The following is a 20104-nucleotide window of genomic DNA, read 5'->3' on the forward strand; positions in this document are numbered from 1 at the left end:
CGAAGCCGCGCAATCGCCTGGCGCGGGCCGCAGCGTCACCGCGGGCTGCATCCATCGGCGTGTTCTTGGTCGACAGGGTCGTCGTCATGGGAAGAATCTCCTCAGCGTGCCTGGCTCATTGCTCCAGGTTCTTGGCCACCATGCGGACCAGGAAGATGGCGACGATGTTGGCGAGAATGATAGCGATCACCCCGCCAGCGGACGCCGTCCCGACATCGAAGTCGAGCAAGGCGCGGATATAGATCAGGTAAGCCAGGTTGGTAGTGGCCAGTCCCGGCCCACCGGACGTCGTGACGAAGATCTCGGCGAAGATGGTCAACAGGAAGATCATCTCGATCATGATCACCACGCTGATCGCCCGCTTGAGATGCGGCAGCGTGATGAAGAAGAAGATCGCCACCGGGCCCGCGCCATCCATGCGGGCGGCTTCGACCTGATCGTCATCCAGCGACTGCATGGCGGTCAGCAGGATCAACAGCGCAAAGGGCAGCCACTGCCAGGAGACGATGATGATGATCGAGGTCAAGGGCAGGCTGGAGAACCAGTCCAGGGCCGGCAGGCCGAAGGATTCGGCGAGCCAGGCCAGTACCCCGTTGGCCGGATGCATCATCATGTTCTTCCACACCAGAGCACTGACCGTGGGCATGACAAAGAACGGCGAAATGGCCAGCACCCGGGCAATGCCGCGACCGAAGAAATCCTGCTGGAACAGCACCGCCAGCAGGGTCCCGCCCACCACGGTGATCGCCAGGACCCAGCCCACCAGCAACAGGGTCGTCCCCATGGCCGACCACAAGGCGGGATCGCTCAGCAGGTACTGATAGTTCTCCAGCCCGGCAAAACCTTTCATGCCGGGCATCAGCAGGTTGTAGCGCTGGAAGGAGAACCACAGGGTCATGCCCAGCGGCACCAGCATCCAGAGCAACAGCAGGGTTACCGCGGGGGCCTGCAGCGATAAGGTGCGCAGTCCCCCGACAGTACGGCCGGAGGCTCGAGTCTTGTTCATGGGTCGTCACTCGTCGGTTGGGACGCCGCAAGCGGCACTCGATCCAGGCGGCGCGCCAGGCGCCGCCATGGATGACGCCTGCGTGTCAGTCGAGATAGCCGGAGCGTTGCATGGTCCGTTCGGTGGCGCGCTGCGCGGCCTGCAGCGCCTGCTCGACGCTGGTTTCCCCGGTCAGGGCCGAGGCGATCATCTGCCCCACCTGGGTACCGATCGACTGGAACTCAGGAATGCCGACGAACTGCACGCCCACATAGGGATTGGGCTCGAGAGTGGAATCCAGCGGATCGGCGTCGCGGATCGCGTCGACCACGAAACCGGCGAAGGGTGCGGCCTGCTGGTAACGCTCATCGGCATAGGTGGATTCGCGAGTGCCGGGAGGCACGCTGGTCCAGCCTTCCTGCTCGCCGACCCGTTCGACGTATTCCTGCGAAGTCGCCCAGCTGATGAAGGTCTTGGCCGCTTCGGTGGATTCCGAGGAGCTCGGAATCGCCAGGGCCCAGGACCACAACCAGTGCGAGCCCTTCGGTGTCTCGGCCACCGGCGCCGGGGCGAAGCCAAGCTGGTCGGCGACCTGGGACTCGTCGGGATTGAACAGCTTGCCGGCCGCCGAGGTGGCATCGACCCACATGGCGCAGTTGCCCCGCGAAAAGAGCGCGAGGTTCTCGTTGAAGCCGTTGGAACTCGCCCCTGCCGGCCCATAATCATTGAGCAGGTCGACATAGAAAGAGACCGCCTCCTGCCAGGCATCGCTGTCGATCTCGGGATTCCAGTCCATGTCGAACCAGCGGCCACCATGGGTATTCACCAGGGTCGAGACGAATGCCATGTTCTCGCCCCAGCCCGGTTTCCCGCGCAGGCAGATACCGGCCACTTCGTTATCAGGGTCGTTGAGCTTGCCGGCCCACTCCTGCACCTCGCTCCAGGTCGGCTGCTCGCTCATCTCGATGCCGGCCTGCTCGAACAGGTCCTTGCGGTAGTACATCATCGAGCTTTCTGCATAGAACGGCAGCGCATGCAGGGTACCATCATGGCTGAGACCATCGCGGACCGGCTTGAGCAGGTCCTCGACCCGGTAGGACTCGGGCAGGTCGTCGAGCGGTTCGAGCCAGCCACGCTCGGCCCAGATCGGCGCCTCGTAGCTGCCGATGGTCATGACATCGAACTGCCCGCCATCGGTGGCGATATCGGTGGTCATGCGCTGGCGCAACACATTCTCCTCCAGCACCACCCAGTCAAGGGTGATGTCGGGGTGTGCCTTCTCGAAGGCCTCGGTGAGCCCTTGCATGATGACCATGTCGTTATTGTTGACGGTAGCCACCGTGATGGTCTCGGCCTGGGCCGCCGTGGCGCCCAGCGCCGCGACGGCGGCCAGGGGAAGTAGACGATGACGCTGCATGGCGTGCTCCTGTTGCGTTGATGCCTCGTGGGAGGCGTTGTTGTTGTCTCAGGACGACGGGGACTCCCGCTGTCCTTTCGCTCATTACCGATCAATGAAATCAACGACTGATCAAATGATCGGATAGAGACGTTCAAAACGCAAAGCCGGAGTGCTTAGACTTTAGGCTAGAAGCTAGAAGCTAGAAGCTAGAAGCTAGAAGCTAGAAGCTAGAAGCTAGCGGCGAGCGGCGAGCAGGATGACGACTGACGTGAGCCTCTCGTCAAAAGCAGACGACGGAGATTACCGCTCGAGCAGCCCGGCCGGGGGTTCGTATCTCGTATCTCGTATCTCGTATCTCGTATCTCGTATCTCGTAGCTCGTGGCTCGAAGCTCCGATCACAAGTGCTCGACGATATACCGCGCGGCCTGCTCATCGGTCACCAGACTCTTCAACCATCCCCCGCGCAGGGCCGCGAGAATCGCCGGCGCCTTGCCCCGCCCTCCGGCCAGGGCCACCATTTCCTGGTCGCGGAACATCGACAACGGCAGGCTGGTGACGCGCCGGCTGGTCGAGCAGTCGATCAGTTCGCCTTCGGCATTCATGGGCCAGCCGAGCAGTTCACCGACAGCCTCCCGGGACAGCAGTTCGTCCAGCTCGGCTTCGCTGATGAAGTGATCCTGAAACAGGGTGGCCTGCCGATCGATTCGCCCCACCCCGATGAAGGCCGCCTGCGCCTGGCGCGCGACTTCGGCGATGGCCTGGAACAGGGGCTGCCCCTGCAGTGCCTCCTTCTCGGCGACCGAACCCGCCACGACCGGCGCGGGCAGCAGGAAGCGCTCACTGCCCGTCTTGTCGGCAAGCACCATGACACCGTCATAGCGGTTGGCGGAGCCGTCCCGAGCGATGTTGCCCACCAGCGAGACGATGCGATGCTGCGGACGGTCGAACCGTCTCAGCGCCTCCACCGTGGCGCGTACCGAACGCCCCGTGCCCAACGACAGGGTCAGTGGTTCGGATCGCTCGAGCAGGCGCGCGAGACGCTCGGCACCGGCCACTGCCAGATAATGGGCGCTATCCGCCCCCGCCTCGGCATCGGCCGGGACCACATCGCAGAATGCCAGACCGAAACCGTCGCGAATCGTCTGGGACAGCGCCGTGCACTGCGCGATGGGATGGTCGATATGGACCTTGACCAGGCCCTCCTGACGCGCCAGCGCCAGCAGGCGTTGCACACCGGGACGGGAGACGCCCAACTGGACGGCGATCTCGTCCTGGGTACAGCCTCCCACATGGGAGAGCCAGGCCGCCCGCGCCGCCTGGTCCAGTTTCACCTCGAACTTGTCCACTCTTCGACTCACTGACCGATCGACATGCCCGGCATCATCGCAAGGCTGCCGGGGTTGCACAATGTTCGCTCACCGGCGACGCAGTACCACGCTGAGATTGTTGGCCGGCATCTCGACGACCGTCTCGCATGCCAACCCGTGAGGCCTGGCCACTTCCACCACCGTCTCGAGGTCACGTATGCCCCAGCGCGCATCGCGGCGTCTCAGGTCCTCGTCGAAGGCAGCGTTGCTTGGCGCCGTGTGTCGACCTTCGCGCCGATAAGGCCCATACAGATAGAGCGCTCCGCCGACCGACAGCCGCTCGCCGGCCCGAGCCACCAGCGCTTCGATCACTTCCCAGGGCGAGATATGCACCAGGTTGATGGCCACGATGGCGTCGTACGTTTCGTCGGGCCAGGCACCGGTGGCATCGAGACGAATCGGCGCCATGAGGTTGCCCGGACCCGACGTCTCTCGCCAGGCCTCGATGGATGCCAGGGAGTGCGCGTCGACATCGCTCGGCTGCCACTGCCAGCCCGGCATCGCCGAGGCAAAATGCAGCCCGTGTTCCCCGCTGCCGCTGGCCAGCTCGAGCACCCGGGCTCGCGCCGGCAATACCTCCTCGAGCACTGCGAGGATCGGCTCGCGATTACGCGCGGCGGCGGGACTCTTGAGGCGCGTCGGGGATGTGCCCCGATGATCGGTTCGTGACATCATGGACTCCTGGGCATTGTCCGAAAGTGCCTGGAACACGGGGCGGCGGGTGTCGCCGTTCCCTTGCTTTTCCCGTTTCCACCGGAATGGACGCACAGGATAACGCATGGCCGGCTCCCTGCCCCTCTACCTGAAGATACAACGCCACCTGCTGGAAAAGATTCATGGCGGCGACTGGGCCCCGCAGTACCGCATTCCGCCCGAGGAACGGCTGGCCGAGGAATTCGGCGTCAGTCGCATGACCGCCAACAAGGCGATCCGCGACCTGGTCCAGAAGGGATACCTGACGCGTCAGCCGGGAGTCGGCACCTTCGTCACCGACCGCAAGGCCGAGTCCTCGCTGATCGAGGTGCACAACATCGCCGAGGAAGTCCGCAGCCGGGAACACGTCTACACCAGCGAAGTCCTGCGTGCCGAGGCACTGGACGCCGACGACGAGATCTCGGTGTACCTGGGAGTCCGCAACGGCGCCCGGGTCTTCCATACCCTGATCGTGCATCGCGAGGACGGCATACCCATCCAGCTCGAGGATCGTTACGTCAATCCCAGCCGGGTGCCCCACTACCTGGAAACGGATTTCACCCGGCACACCCCCAATGAGGTGCTGGTGGCGGCCTGCCCGATCAACGATGTGGAGCACGTGGTCGAGGCCGTGCTGGTCGATGCCGACACCGCGCGACGTCTCGACATCGCCCCCCACGAACCCTGCCTGAGAATGATCCGGCGCACCTGGTCGGGGGACCACCTGATCAGCTACGCCCGCCTGATCCACCCCGGCGACCGTTACAAGCTGCGCTCCTCGCTGCATACCAAGTGACTGCTCCCCGCCCTAAACGCTGACGCCGCCCCGGCGCCCCACTATCTCCAGGGCCCGGGACAAACGCCATTTTCCTCAAGCGGCCAGGGCTTGCACCAGGTAACCCGCCGGCACTGCCAGCAGCAGGCTAAGCGCCACCCGCAGGAACCACACCACCACGATGCGCCCTACCGACAACGGGATGCTGGTGGACAGGATGCAGGGAATCGAGGCCGAGAAGAACAGCACCGAGGAGACCGACACCACGCCGGCGGCGAAACGTGCCACCAGGCCGGCATCGCCCATCAGCAGGGCCGGCAGGAACATCTCGGCGAGCCCCGCCGCCGAGGCCTGGGCCAGGGCGGCGGCTTCGTCCAGCCCCCAGATCGCCACGAAGGGATAGAAGGCCCAGCCGAGCCATTCGAACAAGGGCGTGTACTTGGCCAGCAAGAGACCGGCCAGCCCCACCGACATGATCGACGGCAGGATACTGATCGCCATCAACAGCCCCTCGCGGAAGTTCAGCGCCACGCTGGACGACAGGCTCGGCGCCCGCTCGGCCACCTCGAGCCCGGTACGCCAGGCGGTGGCGAGACGACGCCCCGGCACGGCCTCCGGCTCACCGTCACGCTTGCTGTCGTCCATGCTCGACAGGGGCGGAATCCGTACCGTGATCGCGGTCACCGTGAACGTGATGGCCAGGGTCAACCAGAAGTAGAGATTCCAGATCTCCATCAGTTCCAGCGTCTTGGCAACGATGATCATGAAAGTCGCCGATACCGTGGAGAAGCCAGTGGCGATGATCGCCGCCTCCCGAGCCGAATACTGTCCCGCCTGGTAGACCCGGTTGGTGATCAGCAAGCCGATGGAATAGCTGCCGACGAAGGAGGCCACGGCATCGATCGCACTCCGCCCCGGCGTGCGCCATACCGGCCGCATGACCGGCTGGACCAGCACACCGATCAGCTCGAGCAGGCCGAAGCTGATCAGCAGCGCCAGGAAGATGGCGCCGATCGGCACGATCAACCCCACCGGAATCACCAGTTTGTCGAACAGGAAGGGCAGCATGTCCGGTTCATGCAGAAAGCCGGGGCCCCAACCGGTCAAGGCCATCACCGCCGCCGCCACACCGGCCAGCTTGAGCACGGTGAAGACCCGCTCGGTCATGCTGCGCCGCCAGCTTCCCTTGACCAGGGGATAGAGCGCCCCGGCGACGATCAGCGCCAGGGCATAAAGGCCACTACCCTCGCCCAGCAGGCTTCGCGCGCCGGTCACCATGTGATCCAGCGGGATCGTCGTCTTGCCACCGAGCGTCATCGGCACGAAGAAGATCAGTACCCCGATGAGACTGGGCACGAACAGCTTGAGCACGGTGGCCGTCGAGGGGCCCCGACGTCGGGAGGCGTCGGATGGGGAATTCGCCATGGATGGCTCCTGAATTGTCGTGGTGAGCGAGGTCGTCGTTGATACTTTGTATATACATCATAGGGAATTCCCACGCCATGAACGCGCCCGTCCACACCCATGATACTTTGGTCAAACATATTCGCGACGGCTTATTCAAAAGCAACCCAACGAAAATCATAGTTACTTGTTTTAAAAATTAAAAATCACTCACTCATGGACAATCAACCTGACATCACGGCCTCGGACAGACCCGACGCAACGGGGTGACGACGCAGGAATAATGCGCTAATGTATTTGTATATACAAAGACATCAGGAGGCGTCAGCATGACCCATCCCCGGACTCGCCGACTCTGGCAGGACGTCACCGTCTTCGACGGCCAGCAGACCCTGCCCGATGCCATGGCAGTGATCGTCGAGGACGACCGCATCCACTCCCTGATCCCGATGCGTGACCTCTCGGCCTCCCTCGCCGATACGTGCCTTCCGATGGGCAGCGGCGGCGTGATGACGCCGGGCCTGGTCGATTGTCACACCCACCTGGTGTTCGGAGGCGGTCGCGCCGACGAGTTCGAGTCGCGTCTGGAAGGCGTCAGCTACGAGGAAATCGCCCGACGCGGCGGCGGCATCATCAGCACCGTGCGCGACACGCGCGAAGCCAGCGAAGACGCGCTGTTCGCCGCCGCCCTGCCGCGCCTCGACGCCCTGCTCGCCGACGGCGTGACCACCGTGGAGATCAAGTCGGGCTACGGCCTCGACGTGGAGAACGAGCTCAAGATGCTGCGCGTCGCCCGCCGCCTCGGCGAGGCCCGGCCGGTGCGCGTCGTCACGACCCTGCTCGGCGCCCACGCCCTGCCGCCGGAATACGCAGGCGACAGTGACGGCTACATTGACCTGGTCTGCGACAAGATGATCCCGGCGGCCGCGGCCGAGGGGCTGGCCGACGCCGTCGACGTCTTCTGCGAGAAGATCGCCTTCTCGGTGGCCCAGTGCGAGCGCGTCTTCGAGGCGGCCCAGGCCCATGGCCTGCCGATCAAGGCCCATGCCGAACAGCTGTCCAATCTGGGCGGCTCCGCCATGGCCGCCCGTCACGGCGCCTTGTCCGCCGACCACATCGAATATCTCGACGACACCGGCATCGCCGCCATGCGCGATGCCGGCAGCGTGGCGGTGATCCTGCCGGGTGCCTTCCACACGCTGCGCGAGACCCAGCAGCCGCCCATCGCCGGGCTACGCGAGGCCGATGTACCGATGGCCGTCGCCACCGACGCCAACCCCGGCAGCTCGCCGCTGTTCATGCCGACCCTGATGCTCAACCTGGCCTGCACCCTGTTCCGCCTCACCCCTCGAGAGGCATTGGCCGGCATGACCGCGCACGGCGCCCGGGCCCTGGGAATGCCCGAACTCGGCAGGTTGCGCGAAGGTGCTCCCGCCGATCTCTGCCTCTGGAACATCGACACCCCGGCGGAACTCGCCTATGCCGTCCAGCCCAGTCGGCTGCGCCAGCGCGTCGTCGCCGGCCAACCCGTGGAGGATCATGCGCATGGCCACTGAGATCGACATGAGTCCCTGGCAGGGCCGCATTGACCCGGAACCCGACAGCGATCGCTGGCACCAGCGCATCGCGCCCCTCACCGAGGACGCCCCGAGCGGGTGTGCCTTGCTCGGATTCGCCTGCGATGCCGGCGTGGCTCGCAACCAGGGCCGGGTCGGCGCCTCCGCCGGCCCCTCCGCGATCCGTCGTGCGCTTGCGCCCCTGGCCTGGCATCGCGAGGGACCGGCCTTCGACGCCGGCGACGTGAGCTGCGACGGCGACGCCCTGGAAGCCGCTCAGGAAGCTCTGGCCGAGCGCCTGGCCCCGCTGCTCGACGCCGGCCACCTGCCCATCGTGCTCGGAGGTGGCCACGAAGTCGCCTATGCCAGTTGGCAAGGACTCGCCCGGCACCTCGCGCCCCGCGAGACACGACCGCGTGTCGGCATCATCAACCTCGATGCCCACTTCGACCTGCGCGACCCGGCCCATGTGCGCTCCTCCGGGACCCCCTTCTCGCAGATCGCCGAGGCGTGTCAGGCCAACGGCTGGCCGTTTCGCTACGCCTGCCTGGGCGTCAGCCGGGCCGCCAACACCCGAGCGCTGTTCCAGCGCGCCGACGACCTGGGCGTGTTGATCCGTGAGGATCGCGACATCACGCACACCGGAATCGACGCCATCCAGCGCGACCTGGAACGCTTCATCGCCCGTTGCGACGTCCTCTACCTGACCATCGATCTCGACGTGCTGCCCGCCGCCGAGGCGCCGGGCGTCAGCGCCCCCGCCGCCCGGGGCGTATCCCAGGCACTGCTCGAGCCGCTGGTCGAGACGGTACGCGACAGCGGCAAGCTGTGCCTGGCCGACCTTGCCGAGCTGAACCCCGACCATGACATCGATGGCCGAACCGCCAGAGTGGCGGCGCGCCTCGTCCATCTGCTCACCCTGAACGGCTGACCCACACATCGGCCATCAGACTCTTGACCATGAGGAAATCCTCCATGTCCCATACCGACAAGCGTCACGACCCCAGCCGCAAGATCGGCGCCCCCACCGGCAGCGAGCTCACCTGCAAGAGCTGGCTCACCGAAGCGCCGCTGCGCATGCTGATGAACAACCTGCACCCGGACGTCGCCGAACGCCCCGAGGACCTGGTGGTCTACGGCGGCATCGGCCGCGCCGCCCGGGACTGGGAATGCTACGACAAGATCGTCGAGACCCTCCGGCGCCTGGAGGACACCCAGTCGCTGCTGATCCAGTCCGGCAAGCCTGTCGGCGTGTTCGAGACCCACAAGGACGCCCCGCGGGTGCTGATTGCCAACTCCAACCTGGTACCGGCCTGGGCCAACTGGGAGCACTTCAACGAGCTGGATAAAAAAGGCCTGATGATGTACGGCCAGATGACCGCCGGCTCCTGGATCTACATCGGCTCCCAGGGCATCGTCCAGGGCACCTACGAGACCTTCGTCGAGGCCGGCCGCCAGCACTACGACGGTAACCTCGAGGGCCGCTGGATCCTCACCGCCGGCCTCGGCGGCATGGGCGGCGCCCAGCCACTGGCCGCCACCCTGGCCGGCGCCTGCTCGCTCAACATCGAGTGCCAGCAATCGCGCCTCGACTTCCGCCTGCGCACCCGCTATCTCGACGAGCAGGCCGAAAACCTTGACGACGCCCTGGCGCGTCTCGAGCGTTACACCGCCGAGGGCAAGGCGGTATCCATCGGCCTGTGTGCCAACGCCGCCGACGTGCTGCCGGCCCTGGTCGAGCGCGGCGTACGTCCGGACATGGTCACCGACCAGACCAGCGCCCACGACCCGCTGCATGGCTACCTGCCCGCCGGCTGGACCTGGGACGACTACGTCGAGCGCGGCAAGACCGACCCCGAGGCGGTGGTCAAGGCCGCCAAGCGCTCCATGGCCGTGCACGTGCAAGCCATGCTCGACTTTCAGCAGCAAGGCATCCCGACCTTCGACTACGGCAACAACATTCGCCAGATGGCCCAGGAAGAAGGCGTCGAGAACGCCTTCGACTTCCCCGGCTTCGTGCCGGCCTATATCCGCCCGCTGTTCTGCCAAGGCGTCGGCCCCTTCCGCTGGGCGGCTCTCTCCGGCGACCCCGAGGACATCTACAAGACCGACCAGAAGGTCAAGGAACTGATCCCCGACGACCCGCACCTGCACAACTGGCTGGACATGGCTCGCGAGCGCATCAGCTTCCAGGGCCTGCCAGCACGCATCTGCTGGGTCGGCCTCAAGGACCGCGCACGGCTCGGCCAGGCCTTCAACGAGATGGTCAGAAACGGCGAGCTCAAGGCGCCGGTGGTCATCGGTCGCGATCACCTGGACTCCGGCTCGGTGGCCAGCCCCAACCGTGAGACCGAGTCGATGATGGATGGCTCCGACGCCGTCTCCGACTGGCCGCTGCTCAACGCCCTGCTCAACACCGCCGGCGGCGCCACCTGGGTGTCGCTGCACCACGGCGGCGGCGTGGGCATGGGCTACTCCCAGCATGCCGGCGTGGTGATCGTCTGCGACGGCAGCGATGATGCCCATGCCCGCCTCGGCCGAGTACTGCGCAATGACCCGGGGACCGGCGTCATGCGTCATGCCGATGCCGGCTACGACATCGCCAAGGAGTGCGCCAAGGAGAATGGCCTCGACCTGCCGATGATCGACAAGTAAAACCTTCTACATCCACAGCCATGCTTCTCGCTGGTACAGGGAGCGCCGGTGGCAGGTCGAAGCGAAGGTCCGATGCCAAGGATGGCATCGGTAGCGCCCAGGGATGGGTTCACAGCACCTTCGCGTAGTGCCTGCCACCGGCAAGCTCCGGCTCGGCGAGATGAGGAACTCCCTATGAACCATCTCGAGATACAACCCGGCAAGATGACCCTGGCCCAGGCGCGCCGGGTCTTCGAAGCCCCTCTCCAGGTCTCCCTGCCGACCAGTGCCGATGCCGATATCGCCGCCGGCGTCGACTGCGTCAATCGCGTGGTCGAGGAAGATCGCACCGTCTATGGCGTCAACACCGGCTTCGGCCTGCTGGCCCAGACTCGCATCGAAAAGAATCAGCTCGAGGATCTCCAGCGCTCCCTGGTGCTGTCCCATGCCACCGGCGTCGGCGCCGCCATGGACGACGAGCTGGTGCGACTGATCATGGTGCTCAAGGTCAACAGCCTGGCTCGCGGCTTCTCCGGCATTCGCCGTGAGGTCCTGGATGCCCTGGTGGCACTGATCAACGCCGAGATCTATCCGCACATCCCGCTCAAGGGCTCGGTAGGCGCCTCCGGCGACCTGGCCCCGCTGGCGCACATGAGCGTGGTGCTGCTTGGCGAGGGGCAGGCACGCCATCGCGGAGAATGGCTGCCGGCCCAAGAAGCCCTGGCCAAGGCCGGCCTCGAACCGTTGTCGCTGGCACCCAAGGAAGGTCTGGCCCTGCTCAATGGCACCCAGGTCTCCACCGCCTACGCGCTCAAGGGCCTGTTCGATGCCGAGGACCTGTTCGCCGCCGCCACGGTCTGCGGCTCGCTCACCGTGGAAGCGACCCTGAGTTCACGCTCGCCCTTCGATGCCCGCATCCATGACGTGCGCGGCCAGCGTGGCCAGATCGATGCCGCCACCGCCTACCGGCAATTGCTCGGTGAGCGCAGCGAGATCAGCGACTCGCATGTCGATTGCGGCAAGGTCCAGGATCCCTATTCCTTGCGCTGCCAGCCCCAGGTGATGGGCGCCGCCCTCACCCAGATCCGCCAGGTCGCCGAGGTCCTGGGCATCGAGATCAACGCCGTCTCGGACAACCCCCTGGTGTTCGCCGAGCAGGGTGATATCATTTCCGGCGGCAATTTCCATGCCGAGCCGGTCGCCATGGCGGCCGACAACCTGGCGCTGGCCATCGCCGAGATCGGCTCGCTCACCGAGCGTCGCGTCTCCCTGATGATGGACAAGCACATGTCCCAGCTCCCGCCCTTCCTGGTGGAACACGGCGGCGTCAACTCGGGCTTCATGATCGCACAGGTGACGGCGGCCGGGCTCGCCAGCGAGAACAAGGCACTCTCGCACCCGCACAGCGTCGACAGCCTGCCGACCTCGGCCAACCAGGAAGACCACGTCTCCATGGCGCCGGCCGCCGGCAAGCGGCTGTGGGAAATGGCCGATAACGTGCGAGGCATCCTCGCCATCGAATGGCTGGCCGCCTGCCAGGGACTGGATTTCCGCGACGGCCTCAAGACGACCGACACCCTGGAAGAGGCTCGCCGGGTACTCCGCGAGCGTGTCGCCTACTACGACAAGGACCGTTTCTTCGCGCCGGATATCGACGCCGCCAGCGCCCTCCTCGCGAAACGCCACCTCAGTCGTCTGGCGCCCGCCGACCTGTTGCCCAGCCAGGTGAATTGACCAGCAACCATCGCTCCGTCGCGCCTTCCCGGGCCCGCCGTATCAGCAACGGGAAGGCACGACACCAACAACAATCGACATTCTCAACAAGGACAAGACATGAACGCAGTAGTCCTGGCCATCCTGGTCATGGTCACCCTCAGCTTGATGCGAGTGTCCGTCGTGTTCGCATTGATCGCCGCCGCCCTGGTCGGCGGTCTCTACGCGGGCATGCCGCTGGGCGAGATCCTTTCCGCCTTCAACGACGGCCTGGGTAACGGTGCCAAGGTGGCGATCTCCTACGCCGTGCTGGGTGCCTTCGCCGTGGCATTGTCACGCTCGGGCATCACCCAGTTGCTGTCCAACAAGGCCATCGCCAAGCTGGGGCTGGACGACGGGATTCCCAACCGTCAACTGATCGTCTTCACCCTGCTCGGCGTGCTGCTGGCCGCGGCCGTGAGCTCCCAGAACCTGATCCCGGTGCATATCGCCTTCATCCCGGTGCTGGTGCCGCCGCTGCTCAAGCTCATGAATCACCTGCAGCTCGATCGCCGCGCCGTGGCCTGCGTGATCACCTTCGGCATCACCGCCCCCTACATGCTGTTGCCGGTCGGCTTCGGCTCGATCTTCCTCCACGATATCCTGCTGACCAATCTCAACGAGAATGGCCTGGACGTGACGGCGGGCATGGTGCCGATGGCCATGATCGTGCCCATCGGTGGCATGGCGCTGGGGCTCGTGGTGGCCCTGTTGTTCAGCTATCGCCGCAAGCGCGACTACCAGGACATCGATCTCGCCCACGGCGACGAGACGCCCAGCCAGGCCGCCCAGCACCTCAAGCCCTGGCAGATGCTGGTACTGGCGGCAGCCCTGGTGGGTACCGTCACGGTTCAGCTGTTCACCGGGTCGATGGTGATCGGCGGGCTCTTCGGCTTCGCCCTGCTCTCGGTGAGCGGCGTCTTCCGCTGGCATGAGCAGGACGACATCTTCACCGAAGGCATGCGCATGATGGCGCTGGTCGGCTTCATCATGATCTCGGCGGCGGGCTTCGCCAGCGTGATGCAGGCCAGTGGCCAGGTCGAGGCACTGGTCACCAGCTCCACCGAGGTGATCGGCGACAACAAGGGACTGGCCGCCCTGATCATGCTGTTGGTGGGACTTTTCATCACCATGGGGATCGGCTCGTCGTTCTCGACCATTCCGATCATTGCCTCGCTCTACGTGCCCATGGCGCTGAACTTCGGTTTCTCGCCCATGGCGACCATCGCCCTGGTGGGCGCCGCCGCCGCCCTCGGCGACGCCGGCTCACCGGCTTCCGACTCGACCCTCGGGCCGACCGCCGGCCTCAATGCCGACGGCCAGCACGACCACATCTGGGACAGCGTGGTGCCGACCTTCCTGCACTACAACATCCCGCTGGTCGCCTTTGGCTGGGTCGCCGCCATGACGCTCTGAACCGCCCAGTCGCCAAGCGAAACCGTGTTCAACGCAATCCCCCGCTGGAAACAGCGGGGGATTGGGCGTCAGGTTCTGCAACCATACCTCTCCCCGCCTACATGGAGGTCGGAGACACGGCCTCGAAATCTACGGTCAGCGATTCACGCTGTTCGAACTCCAGGGTGATCTCGACCTCATCCCCCACGGACAGCGTCCCGGACGGGGCCATCAGCATCAGGTGATATCCCTGGGGAGCGAACGTCAGTTCCTCACCCGGCGCCACCTCGAGCCGCGACACCGGCTCCATGCTGGCCATGCCATCCTGGCTCATGCTCCGATGCAGCTCGATGCTGCCGAACGCCTCGCTCTGTGCCCCCACGAGGACCACGGTTTCATCGCCGGTGTTATCGAGGCGAAAATACCCCGCTGCCGGCGTATTCCCCGGCAGCAAGCGCATGCGTGCCTCCATGGCATCCAGTTCCTCGGCACTCGCGCCCAGGGGCACCATCAACAGGCATGCCGCAAGACTCCCCAGCGAAGCGGCCGAGATCCGGCGTTTGAGTTCCCGCTTGACATCCATCTTGGGCCCTTCTCCTTTCCAGCCTTTTCAGCAACCGTACATGTCTCGAGTGACATGTGCTCGCTCAGCCCGACGCCAGGACCGGCTGGTCATTACGCCTTGTCTGAAAATCGTCGATGCTTGTCGACCGTCTGGACAGCCCCAGGAGTCGGCTGGAGACACAGTAGCGTCCAGGGAAGGGAAAGGAAAGGAAAGGACAGAGCCATATCGCGGCTCCCCGGCAGGAAGCCCCGGACAGAAGGCGAGACCACGGGTATACGGCATGCGCGGATATTAAACGGCCATGGGGCGCCGCTCAAGCGCCATGCTCACGCCCGGAGACAACACTGCTTGCCCTTTTTCCCGCTGCCGCAGGGGCAGGGATCATTGCGACCCGGCTTGAGCCGCATGACGCTCGGCTCGCCATCGACATAACACCACCGGCCTTCGAGCCGACTGAATGCGGACGTCTCCTCCAGCACGCCCCAGCGGCGCCCCTCGCGGAAGGTGGCACGAAAGTGCACGCGTCCCTGATCGCCCTGCGCCTGGCTGTCGATGATCTCCAGACGGATCCATTCGGTCGGGTCGACATCCGGCAGGCTCGCCGGCCGAAACTCCGGGTGCCAGGTCGCCAGCAGATAGTCGTTACGCCCCAGCGCGAAGGCGCTGAACCGCGAACGCATCAGGGCCTCCGGCGTCGGCGCCGGTGTGCCCGCATGGTAGCGGTCGCAGCATTCGGCGAGCGCATGGCCAGTGCCGCAGGGGCAGCGATCATCGTTCATCCTCGAGCCTCCGGGTTCGTATCGAGAGCGCTATCATACCCATCGCGCCCCGTTTTCTCAGCGCTCTCATCGACGACGACGCTTGGCAAGCGCCGTGGCGGGTGATGCCAGTGGATCCTCCGGCCAGGGGTGCTTGGGGTAGCGGCCGCGCATTTCCTTGCGCACCTCGGGATAACCGTTGGCCCAGAAACTGGCCAGGTCCTCGGTCACCTGCAGGGGGCGCCGCGCCGGCGACAATAGGTGCAGACGCGGCGCGATCCGGCCGTCTACCAGTCGCGGTGTCTGTTGCCAGCCGAACACTTCCTGCAGCTTCACGGCCAGCACCGGCGTCTCGCCGCGATAATCCAGGCGAATCCGTGAGCCGCTGGGCACCTCGAGATGGCTGGGGGCCAGCTCGTCCAGCCGGGCCCGCAGCGTCCAGTCGAGACGATCCAGCAGGATCCGCTTCAGGGGCAGGCGTTCCACCTCACCGAGCCGCTTGATGCCGTCCAGATAGGGGCCGAGCCAGGTGTCCAGCGTCGCCAGCAGGGTCGCGTCGGACCAATCCGGCCAGGCCTCGCCGAGATGACGACGCAACAGCGCCACCCGGCCGCGCAGCTGTTCCGCCTCGTCATCGAACGGCAGCTCGGCGCGACGGACCAGGGCCTCCAGCAAGGCATGGCGTACCGCCTCCGGCGACTTGTCGTGCAGCGGACCGCGCTCGAGCACCACCGCCCCCAGGCCGCGCCGACGCTCCCCGACGAGTTCGCCCCGGGCATCGGACCATTCCAGATGGTCCCGCCATTGTCGAGCCTCGGGATACAAGGCCTCGAGGCCAGCCACCGAGAGGGCGGCGGCACGGAAGATACGACCGCCGCCCTGCTCCCCATCGAGCTCCGCCGCCACCAGCACGTCAGCGTGGGCCAGCGGGTGGGACGCCGGCAAGCACGCCTGGCCGCCCGACGCCAGCCGAAAACGTCCCACCTCGACGCGCTGGGCGATGCGCTCCGGCCAGGCCAAGGCCAGCAGCTCACCGAGGGGTGCCATGTCCGAGACCACCTCAAGTCGTACCCGGGCAATGGAGGTCAGTCGCTCGGCATCGCGCCGCCAACGCCGGTGGTCTTCCGGCGCGGCGAAGCGACGCCGCAGAGCCTCGGCGAGGTCACGTTCATCATCGGCATCCCTCCCCTCGAGCAGGGCCACCAGACCACAGGCCAGGGCACGAGCCTCGAGTCGCCCGGCCCTTTCCAGCATCACCGCCATGCGTGGATGTACCGGCCAGCGCGCACAGTCGCCCCCGAAGCGAGTCAGGCGATGCTCGCCGTCCAGCACCCCGAGCCGCACCAGTCCATCGCGCCCCGCCGCCAACGCGGCCGGCGCCGGCGGCGTCACCCAGGTCAGCGCACCAGGCTCGGTGATGCCCCAGCGTGCCAGCTCGAAGGCCAGCGGCATCAAGTCACTCTGACGGATCTCCGGCTCACGATCCGGTGGCAGGGGTTGCGCTTCCGACCACAGGCGGTAGCAGACACCCGGCGCCTGGCGGCCGGCACGCCCCCGACGCTGGTCGGCACTGGCACGATTGACCCGGCGCGTCTCGAGTCGTGTGAGACCGGTACGCGCTTGATGGACCGGCAGCCGCTCGCGGCCGGCATCGATGACCTGGCGCACGCCATCGACGGTCACACTGGACTCGGCAATGGCAGTCGCCAGCACCACCCGACGGCGCCCCTCGGTATCCGGTACCAGTGCCCGGCGTTGCGCCGCCAGGGGCATTCGGCCATGCAGTTCATGGATGACGACCGACGACGGCAGACGTTCGTCGAGCCGCCGCCCCAGCCGACGAATCTCGGCGACGCCCGGCAGTATCACCAGGACATCGCCGTCATCGCTGGCCAACGCCTCCTCGACGATCGCCGCTTGATGGCGATCCACCTCGGCGCGAGCCCCCGGTGGCCGGTAGCGTGTCGTCACCGGGAACTGGCGACCCTCACACTCGATCAACGGCGTCTCGGCACCCAGGGCCGCGGCAAGCGCCTCGACATCGAGCGTCGCCGACATCACCAGCAGTCGCAGATCATCACGCACGGTCCGGGCATCCAGCGTCAGGGCCAACCCCAGATCCGCATCGAGGCTTCGTTCATGAAATTCGTCGAAGATAATGCCGGATACGCCATCCAGAAGCGGATTTTCCTGCAACATGCGCGTAAGAACGCCCTGGGTGACCACCTCGAGCCGCGTCCGGTCGCTCACCCGCGTTTCGCCGCGCATCCGCACACCGACCGTCTGCCCGACCGGCTCGGACAGCGTCTCGGCCAGGCGAGACGCCGCCAGGCGGGCAGCGACACGGCGTGGTTCGAGAAGCAATAAGCGCTGGCCTCGGCACCATTCGGCGTCGAGCAATGCCAGCGGTACTCGCGTGGTCTTGCCGGCCCCCGGCTCGGCCACCAGCATGGCGCAGGCGTGCTCATTCAACGCCTCGAGGATCGCCTCGAGCCGCGCTTCGATGGGCAGCGCCATCGTATCGGCGCCGTGGTGCGTCGTTTTCGGCATCTTCATGTCCTTGCCCACTCTCGTCCGAGCCCTGTCGCCATCATGGCCTCCATCCCGTTTTCGACTTGCCAAGGCGCGCCAGCGATTCTAGGCTTGGCTTTCGACACCTTGACCAAAAGGTCAGGAAATGACAATTTGACGTTCCGCCCACAACAACAAACAGGGTCCAATGGTATGCAACAGACCACTACCACCCGCCCCGTCGGGGGCTCGCGCTCGGCCGCGTCCCAACAGGAGGACCTGCCTTCCCTCGATCGCTGGTTCGGCGTCAGCCGTCGCGGTTCCAGCCTGAAGACCGAAATTCTCGCCGGCATCGCCACTTTCCTGGCCGGCATGTACATCATCGTGGTCAATCCGGCAATCCTCTCCGATGCCGGTATTCCCTTCGCCTCCGCCCTCTCCGCGACGGTGCTGATCAGCTTCATGAGCAGCCTGGCCATGGGTCTCTATGCACGCAACCCGATCCTGGTGGCACCGGGCATGGGCATGAATGCGCTGTTCACCTATACCCTGGTGATGGGCGCCGGCCTGTCCTGGGAGGTGGCACTGGGCTGCGTGTTCTGGTCCGGGGTGCTGTTCGCCACCCTGGCGCTGTTCAACGTGCGCCGGGCGGTCATCGAGGCCATCCCGCTGTCGCTGCGTTACGCCATTACCTGCGGCATCGGCCTGTTCATCACCTTCATCGGTCTGAAGAACGCCGGTTTCATCGTCGGCAGCGACGCCACCCTGGTATCGCTGGGCACCATCGATGCCAGCCTGGTCACCTTCTTCCTCGGCCTGGTGGCCACGGCGATCTTCGTGATCATGCGTTTCAACGGCGCCTTGATCATGGGCATCGCCCTGACCACGCTGCTGGCCGCGCCCATGGGCCGGTTCTGGGGCGACGAGGTGATGGTGGCCTGGAACGGCCTGGCCGCCTGGCCCGATTTCGGCGCCGTCATGCAGGTCGACATCATCGGCGCGCTGAAGGTCGCCTACCTGCCGTTCATCTTCGTGATGCTGTTCACCAACTTCTTCGATGCCTTGTCCTGCTTCATGGCACTCTCCGAGTCCGCCGGCCTCAAGGATGAAGAAGGCAATCCGCGCAATCTCAAGCGCTCGATGACGGTGGATGCCTTCGCCTCGATGATCGCGGCACCGCTTGGTACCAGCGCCGCCCAGACCTTCATCGAATCCGGGGCCGGGGTCGCCCAGGGCGGACGCACCGGCCTGGTGGCGGTGGTCATCGCGCTCCTCTTCCTGCCCTTCCTGTTTCTCTCGCCATTGCTGTCGCTGGTGCCCAGCATCGCCACCGCCCCGGCGCTGGTCCTGGTCGGGCTGTTCATGATGACGCCGATCAGCAAGATCGACTGGAGCCACTTCGACCAGGCCTTCCCGGCCTTCCTGGCAATCATCCTGATGCCGTTGACCTACTCGATCACCCTGGGCATCGCCTTCGGCTTCATGAGCTTCGTGCTGATCAAGGCGCTGACCGGCAAGGTGCAGGAAATCAAGCCGGCCATGTGGGTCACGGCAGCCCTCGCCGTGCTGATGCTGCTGACCACCCAGTAGACAAGGAAACCTCTGATTACGTGACGGGCTCGGGGTGACGCACCCCGCAGCCCTTCAGGACCACCCGGGTCAGAAAACGCGTGATGTCCTCGAGATCGTCGTCACCCAGTGCCTCGCGACCGGTGATGCCCAGCACCTGGGCTTCGAAATCCGCGTAGTGCTGGGTGGACGACCAGATCAAGAAGATCAGCCAGACTGGATCGACCGGGTCCATCAGGCCCCGATCGGCCCACTCCCGGAACACCGCCGCACGACTCTGCACCCACTCGCGCAACTCGCCACGCAGGTACTCCTGAAGGAAGGGGGCGCCGCCGAGAATTTCGCTGGCAAACAACCGCGAACCTTCCGGGTGGCGTCGCGACATCTGCATCTTGGAGCGAATGAAGGCGGAGAGCACCTCGGCGGGATCGTCCTGGGCCGAGATGTCATCGAGCATCGCGTTCCAGCGCGCCATCATGCGTTCCAGCAGGCGCACGTAAAGCTTGCGCTTGCTGCCCATGTAATAGAGGACATTGGACTTGGGCAGATCGGCCTGCTCGGCGATTTCCTGCAGGCTGGCGCCGCGATAACCGTGCCGCGCGAAGACGCGTTCCGCCGCCGCCAGGATAGCCCTCTCGTTGCGCTGGCGGATCGCTCCGCCCTCTTGTTCGCTGTACTGCATTGCCTTGGCCATGAACCCTCATCAGCTCGACGACAGGTTTAGGAAGCACGGCACAAAT

The 20104-nt window shown here is 65.6% G+C and carries 16 protein-coding genes; 7 read left to right on the forward strand and 9 right to left on the reverse strand.

Annotated features, from left to right (window positions below):
- Positions 1–115 precede the first annotated feature (115 nt).
- The 4 genes from LU493_RS10615 to LU493_RS10630 form a co-directional block, all read right to left on the reverse strand.
- Positions 116–1006, reverse strand: a complete 891-nt coding sequence (locus tag LU493_RS10615) for a carbohydrate ABC transporter permease (RefSeq protein WP_275287768.1) — start codon at positions 1004–1006, stop codon at positions 116–118.
- 85 nt (positions 1007–1091) lie between these two features.
- The gene (locus LU493_RS10620; RefSeq protein WP_275287769.1) at positions 1092–2402 is read right to left on the reverse strand and encodes an ABC transporter substrate-binding protein; all 1311 of its coding nucleotides are present in this window, start codon (positions 2400–2402) and stop codon (positions 1092–1094) included.
- Positions 2403–2780: 378 nt separating this feature from the next.
- The gene (locus LU493_RS10625; RefSeq protein WP_275287770.1) at positions 2781–3731 is read right to left on the reverse strand and encodes a sugar-binding transcriptional regulator; all 951 of its coding nucleotides are present in this window, start codon (positions 3729–3731) and stop codon (positions 2781–2783) included.
- Between the two features lie 69 nt (positions 3732–3800).
- Positions 3801–4424 (reverse strand): DUF938 domain-containing protein, encoded by a 624-nt coding sequence (locus LU493_RS10630; protein ID WP_275287771.1) that lies wholly within the window; start codon positions 4422–4424, stop codon positions 3801–3803.
- A 106-nt stretch (positions 4425–4530) separates the two neighbouring features.
- Between LU493_RS10630 and hutC the strand changes: the two genes are divergently transcribed.
- Positions 4531–5241: a histidine utilization repressor gene (hutC, locus tag LU493_RS10635; RefSeq protein ID WP_275287772.1), complete on the forward strand. Its 711-nt coding sequence runs from the start codon at positions 4531–4533 to the stop codon at positions 5239–5241.
- A gap of 75 nt (positions 5242–5316) precedes the next feature.
- On the opposite strand, the gene LU493_RS10640 is transcribed toward hutC, so the two are convergent.
- A complete protein-coding gene (locus LU493_RS10640; protein WP_275287773.1) occupies positions 5317–6645 on the reverse strand; it encodes a YjiH family protein in 1329 nt (442 codons plus the stop codon).
- 308 nt (positions 6646–6953) lie between these two features.
- Between LU493_RS10640 and hutI the strand changes: the two genes are divergently transcribed.
- The 5 genes from hutI to LU493_RS10665 all read left to right on the forward strand — a co-directional run bounded on the left by hutI (position 6954) and on the right by LU493_RS10665 (position 13982).
- Positions 6954–8180 carry an imidazolonepropionase gene (gene hutI, locus LU493_RS10645; protein ID WP_275287774.1) on the forward strand — a complete coding sequence of 409 codons (1227 nt, stop codon included), beginning with the start codon at positions 6954–6956 and terminating at the stop codon, positions 8178–8180.
- Positions 8170–9111 carry a formimidoylglutamase gene (hutG, locus tag LU493_RS10650; protein ID WP_275287775.1) on the forward strand — a complete coding sequence of 314 codons (942 nt, stop codon included), beginning with the start codon at positions 8170–8172 and terminating at the stop codon, positions 9109–9111. Before hutI ends, hutG begins: the two co-directional genes overlap by 11 nt.
- Positions 9112–9155: 44 nt before the next feature.
- Positions 9156–10835 carry a urocanate hydratase gene (gene hutU, locus LU493_RS10655; protein WP_275287776.1) on the forward strand — a complete coding sequence of 560 codons (1680 nt, stop codon included), beginning with the start codon at positions 9156–9158 and terminating at the stop codon, positions 10833–10835.
- A 174-nt stretch (positions 10836–11009) separates the two neighbouring features.
- Positions 11010–12548, forward strand: coding sequence for a histidine ammonia-lyase (gene hutH, locus LU493_RS10660; protein WP_275287777.1), 1539 nt, complete (start codon positions 11010–11012; stop codon positions 12546–12548).
- A gap of 99 nt (positions 12549–12647) precedes the next feature.
- Complete coding sequence (locus tag LU493_RS10665) at positions 12648–13982, forward strand: Na+/H+ antiporter family protein (RefSeq protein ID WP_275287778.1); 1335 nt, start codon at positions 12648–12650, stop codon at positions 13980–13982.
- Positions 13983–14079: 97 nt separating this feature from the next.
- On the opposite strand, the gene LU493_RS10670 is transcribed toward LU493_RS10665, so the two are convergent.
- The 3 genes from LU493_RS10670 to hrpB form a co-directional block, all read right to left on the reverse strand.
- Positions 14080–14544, reverse strand: coding sequence for a copper chaperone PCu(A)C (locus LU493_RS10670; protein WP_275287779.1), 465 nt, complete (start codon positions 14542–14544; stop codon positions 14080–14082).
- Between the two features lie 308 nt (positions 14545–14852).
- Positions 14853–15305 carry a YchJ family protein gene (locus LU493_RS10675; protein WP_275287780.1) on the reverse strand — a complete coding sequence of 151 codons (453 nt, stop codon included), beginning with the start codon at positions 15303–15305 and terminating at the stop codon, positions 14853–14855.
- A gap of 66 nt (positions 15306–15371) precedes the next feature.
- Entirely contained in the window at positions 15372–17834 is a 2463-nt protein-coding gene (gene hrpB, locus LU493_RS10680; protein WP_275287781.1) for an ATP-dependent helicase HrpB, read from the reverse strand.
- Between the two features lie 174 nt (positions 17835–18008).
- On the opposite strand from hrpB, the gene LU493_RS10685 reads away from it, so the two are divergent.
- Entirely contained in the window at positions 18009–19385 is a 1377-nt protein-coding gene (locus LU493_RS10685) for an NCS2 family permease (protein ID WP_275287782.1), read from the forward strand.
- 16 nt (positions 19386–19401) lie between these two features.
- Here LU493_RS10685 and LU493_RS10690 read toward each other — a convergent pair whose 3' ends face one another.
- Positions 19402–20058, reverse strand: a complete 657-nt coding sequence (locus tag LU493_RS10690; RefSeq protein WP_275287783.1) for a TetR/AcrR family transcriptional regulator — start codon at positions 20056–20058, stop codon at positions 19402–19404.
- Positions 20059–20104: the final 46 nt, after the last annotated feature.

Origin of the sequence: Halomonas elongata (assembly GCF_029081005.1) — a bacterium.
Taxonomy (GTDB): Bacteria; Pseudomonadota; Gammaproteobacteria; order Pseudomonadales; family Halomonadaceae; genus Halomonas; species Halomonas elongata_B.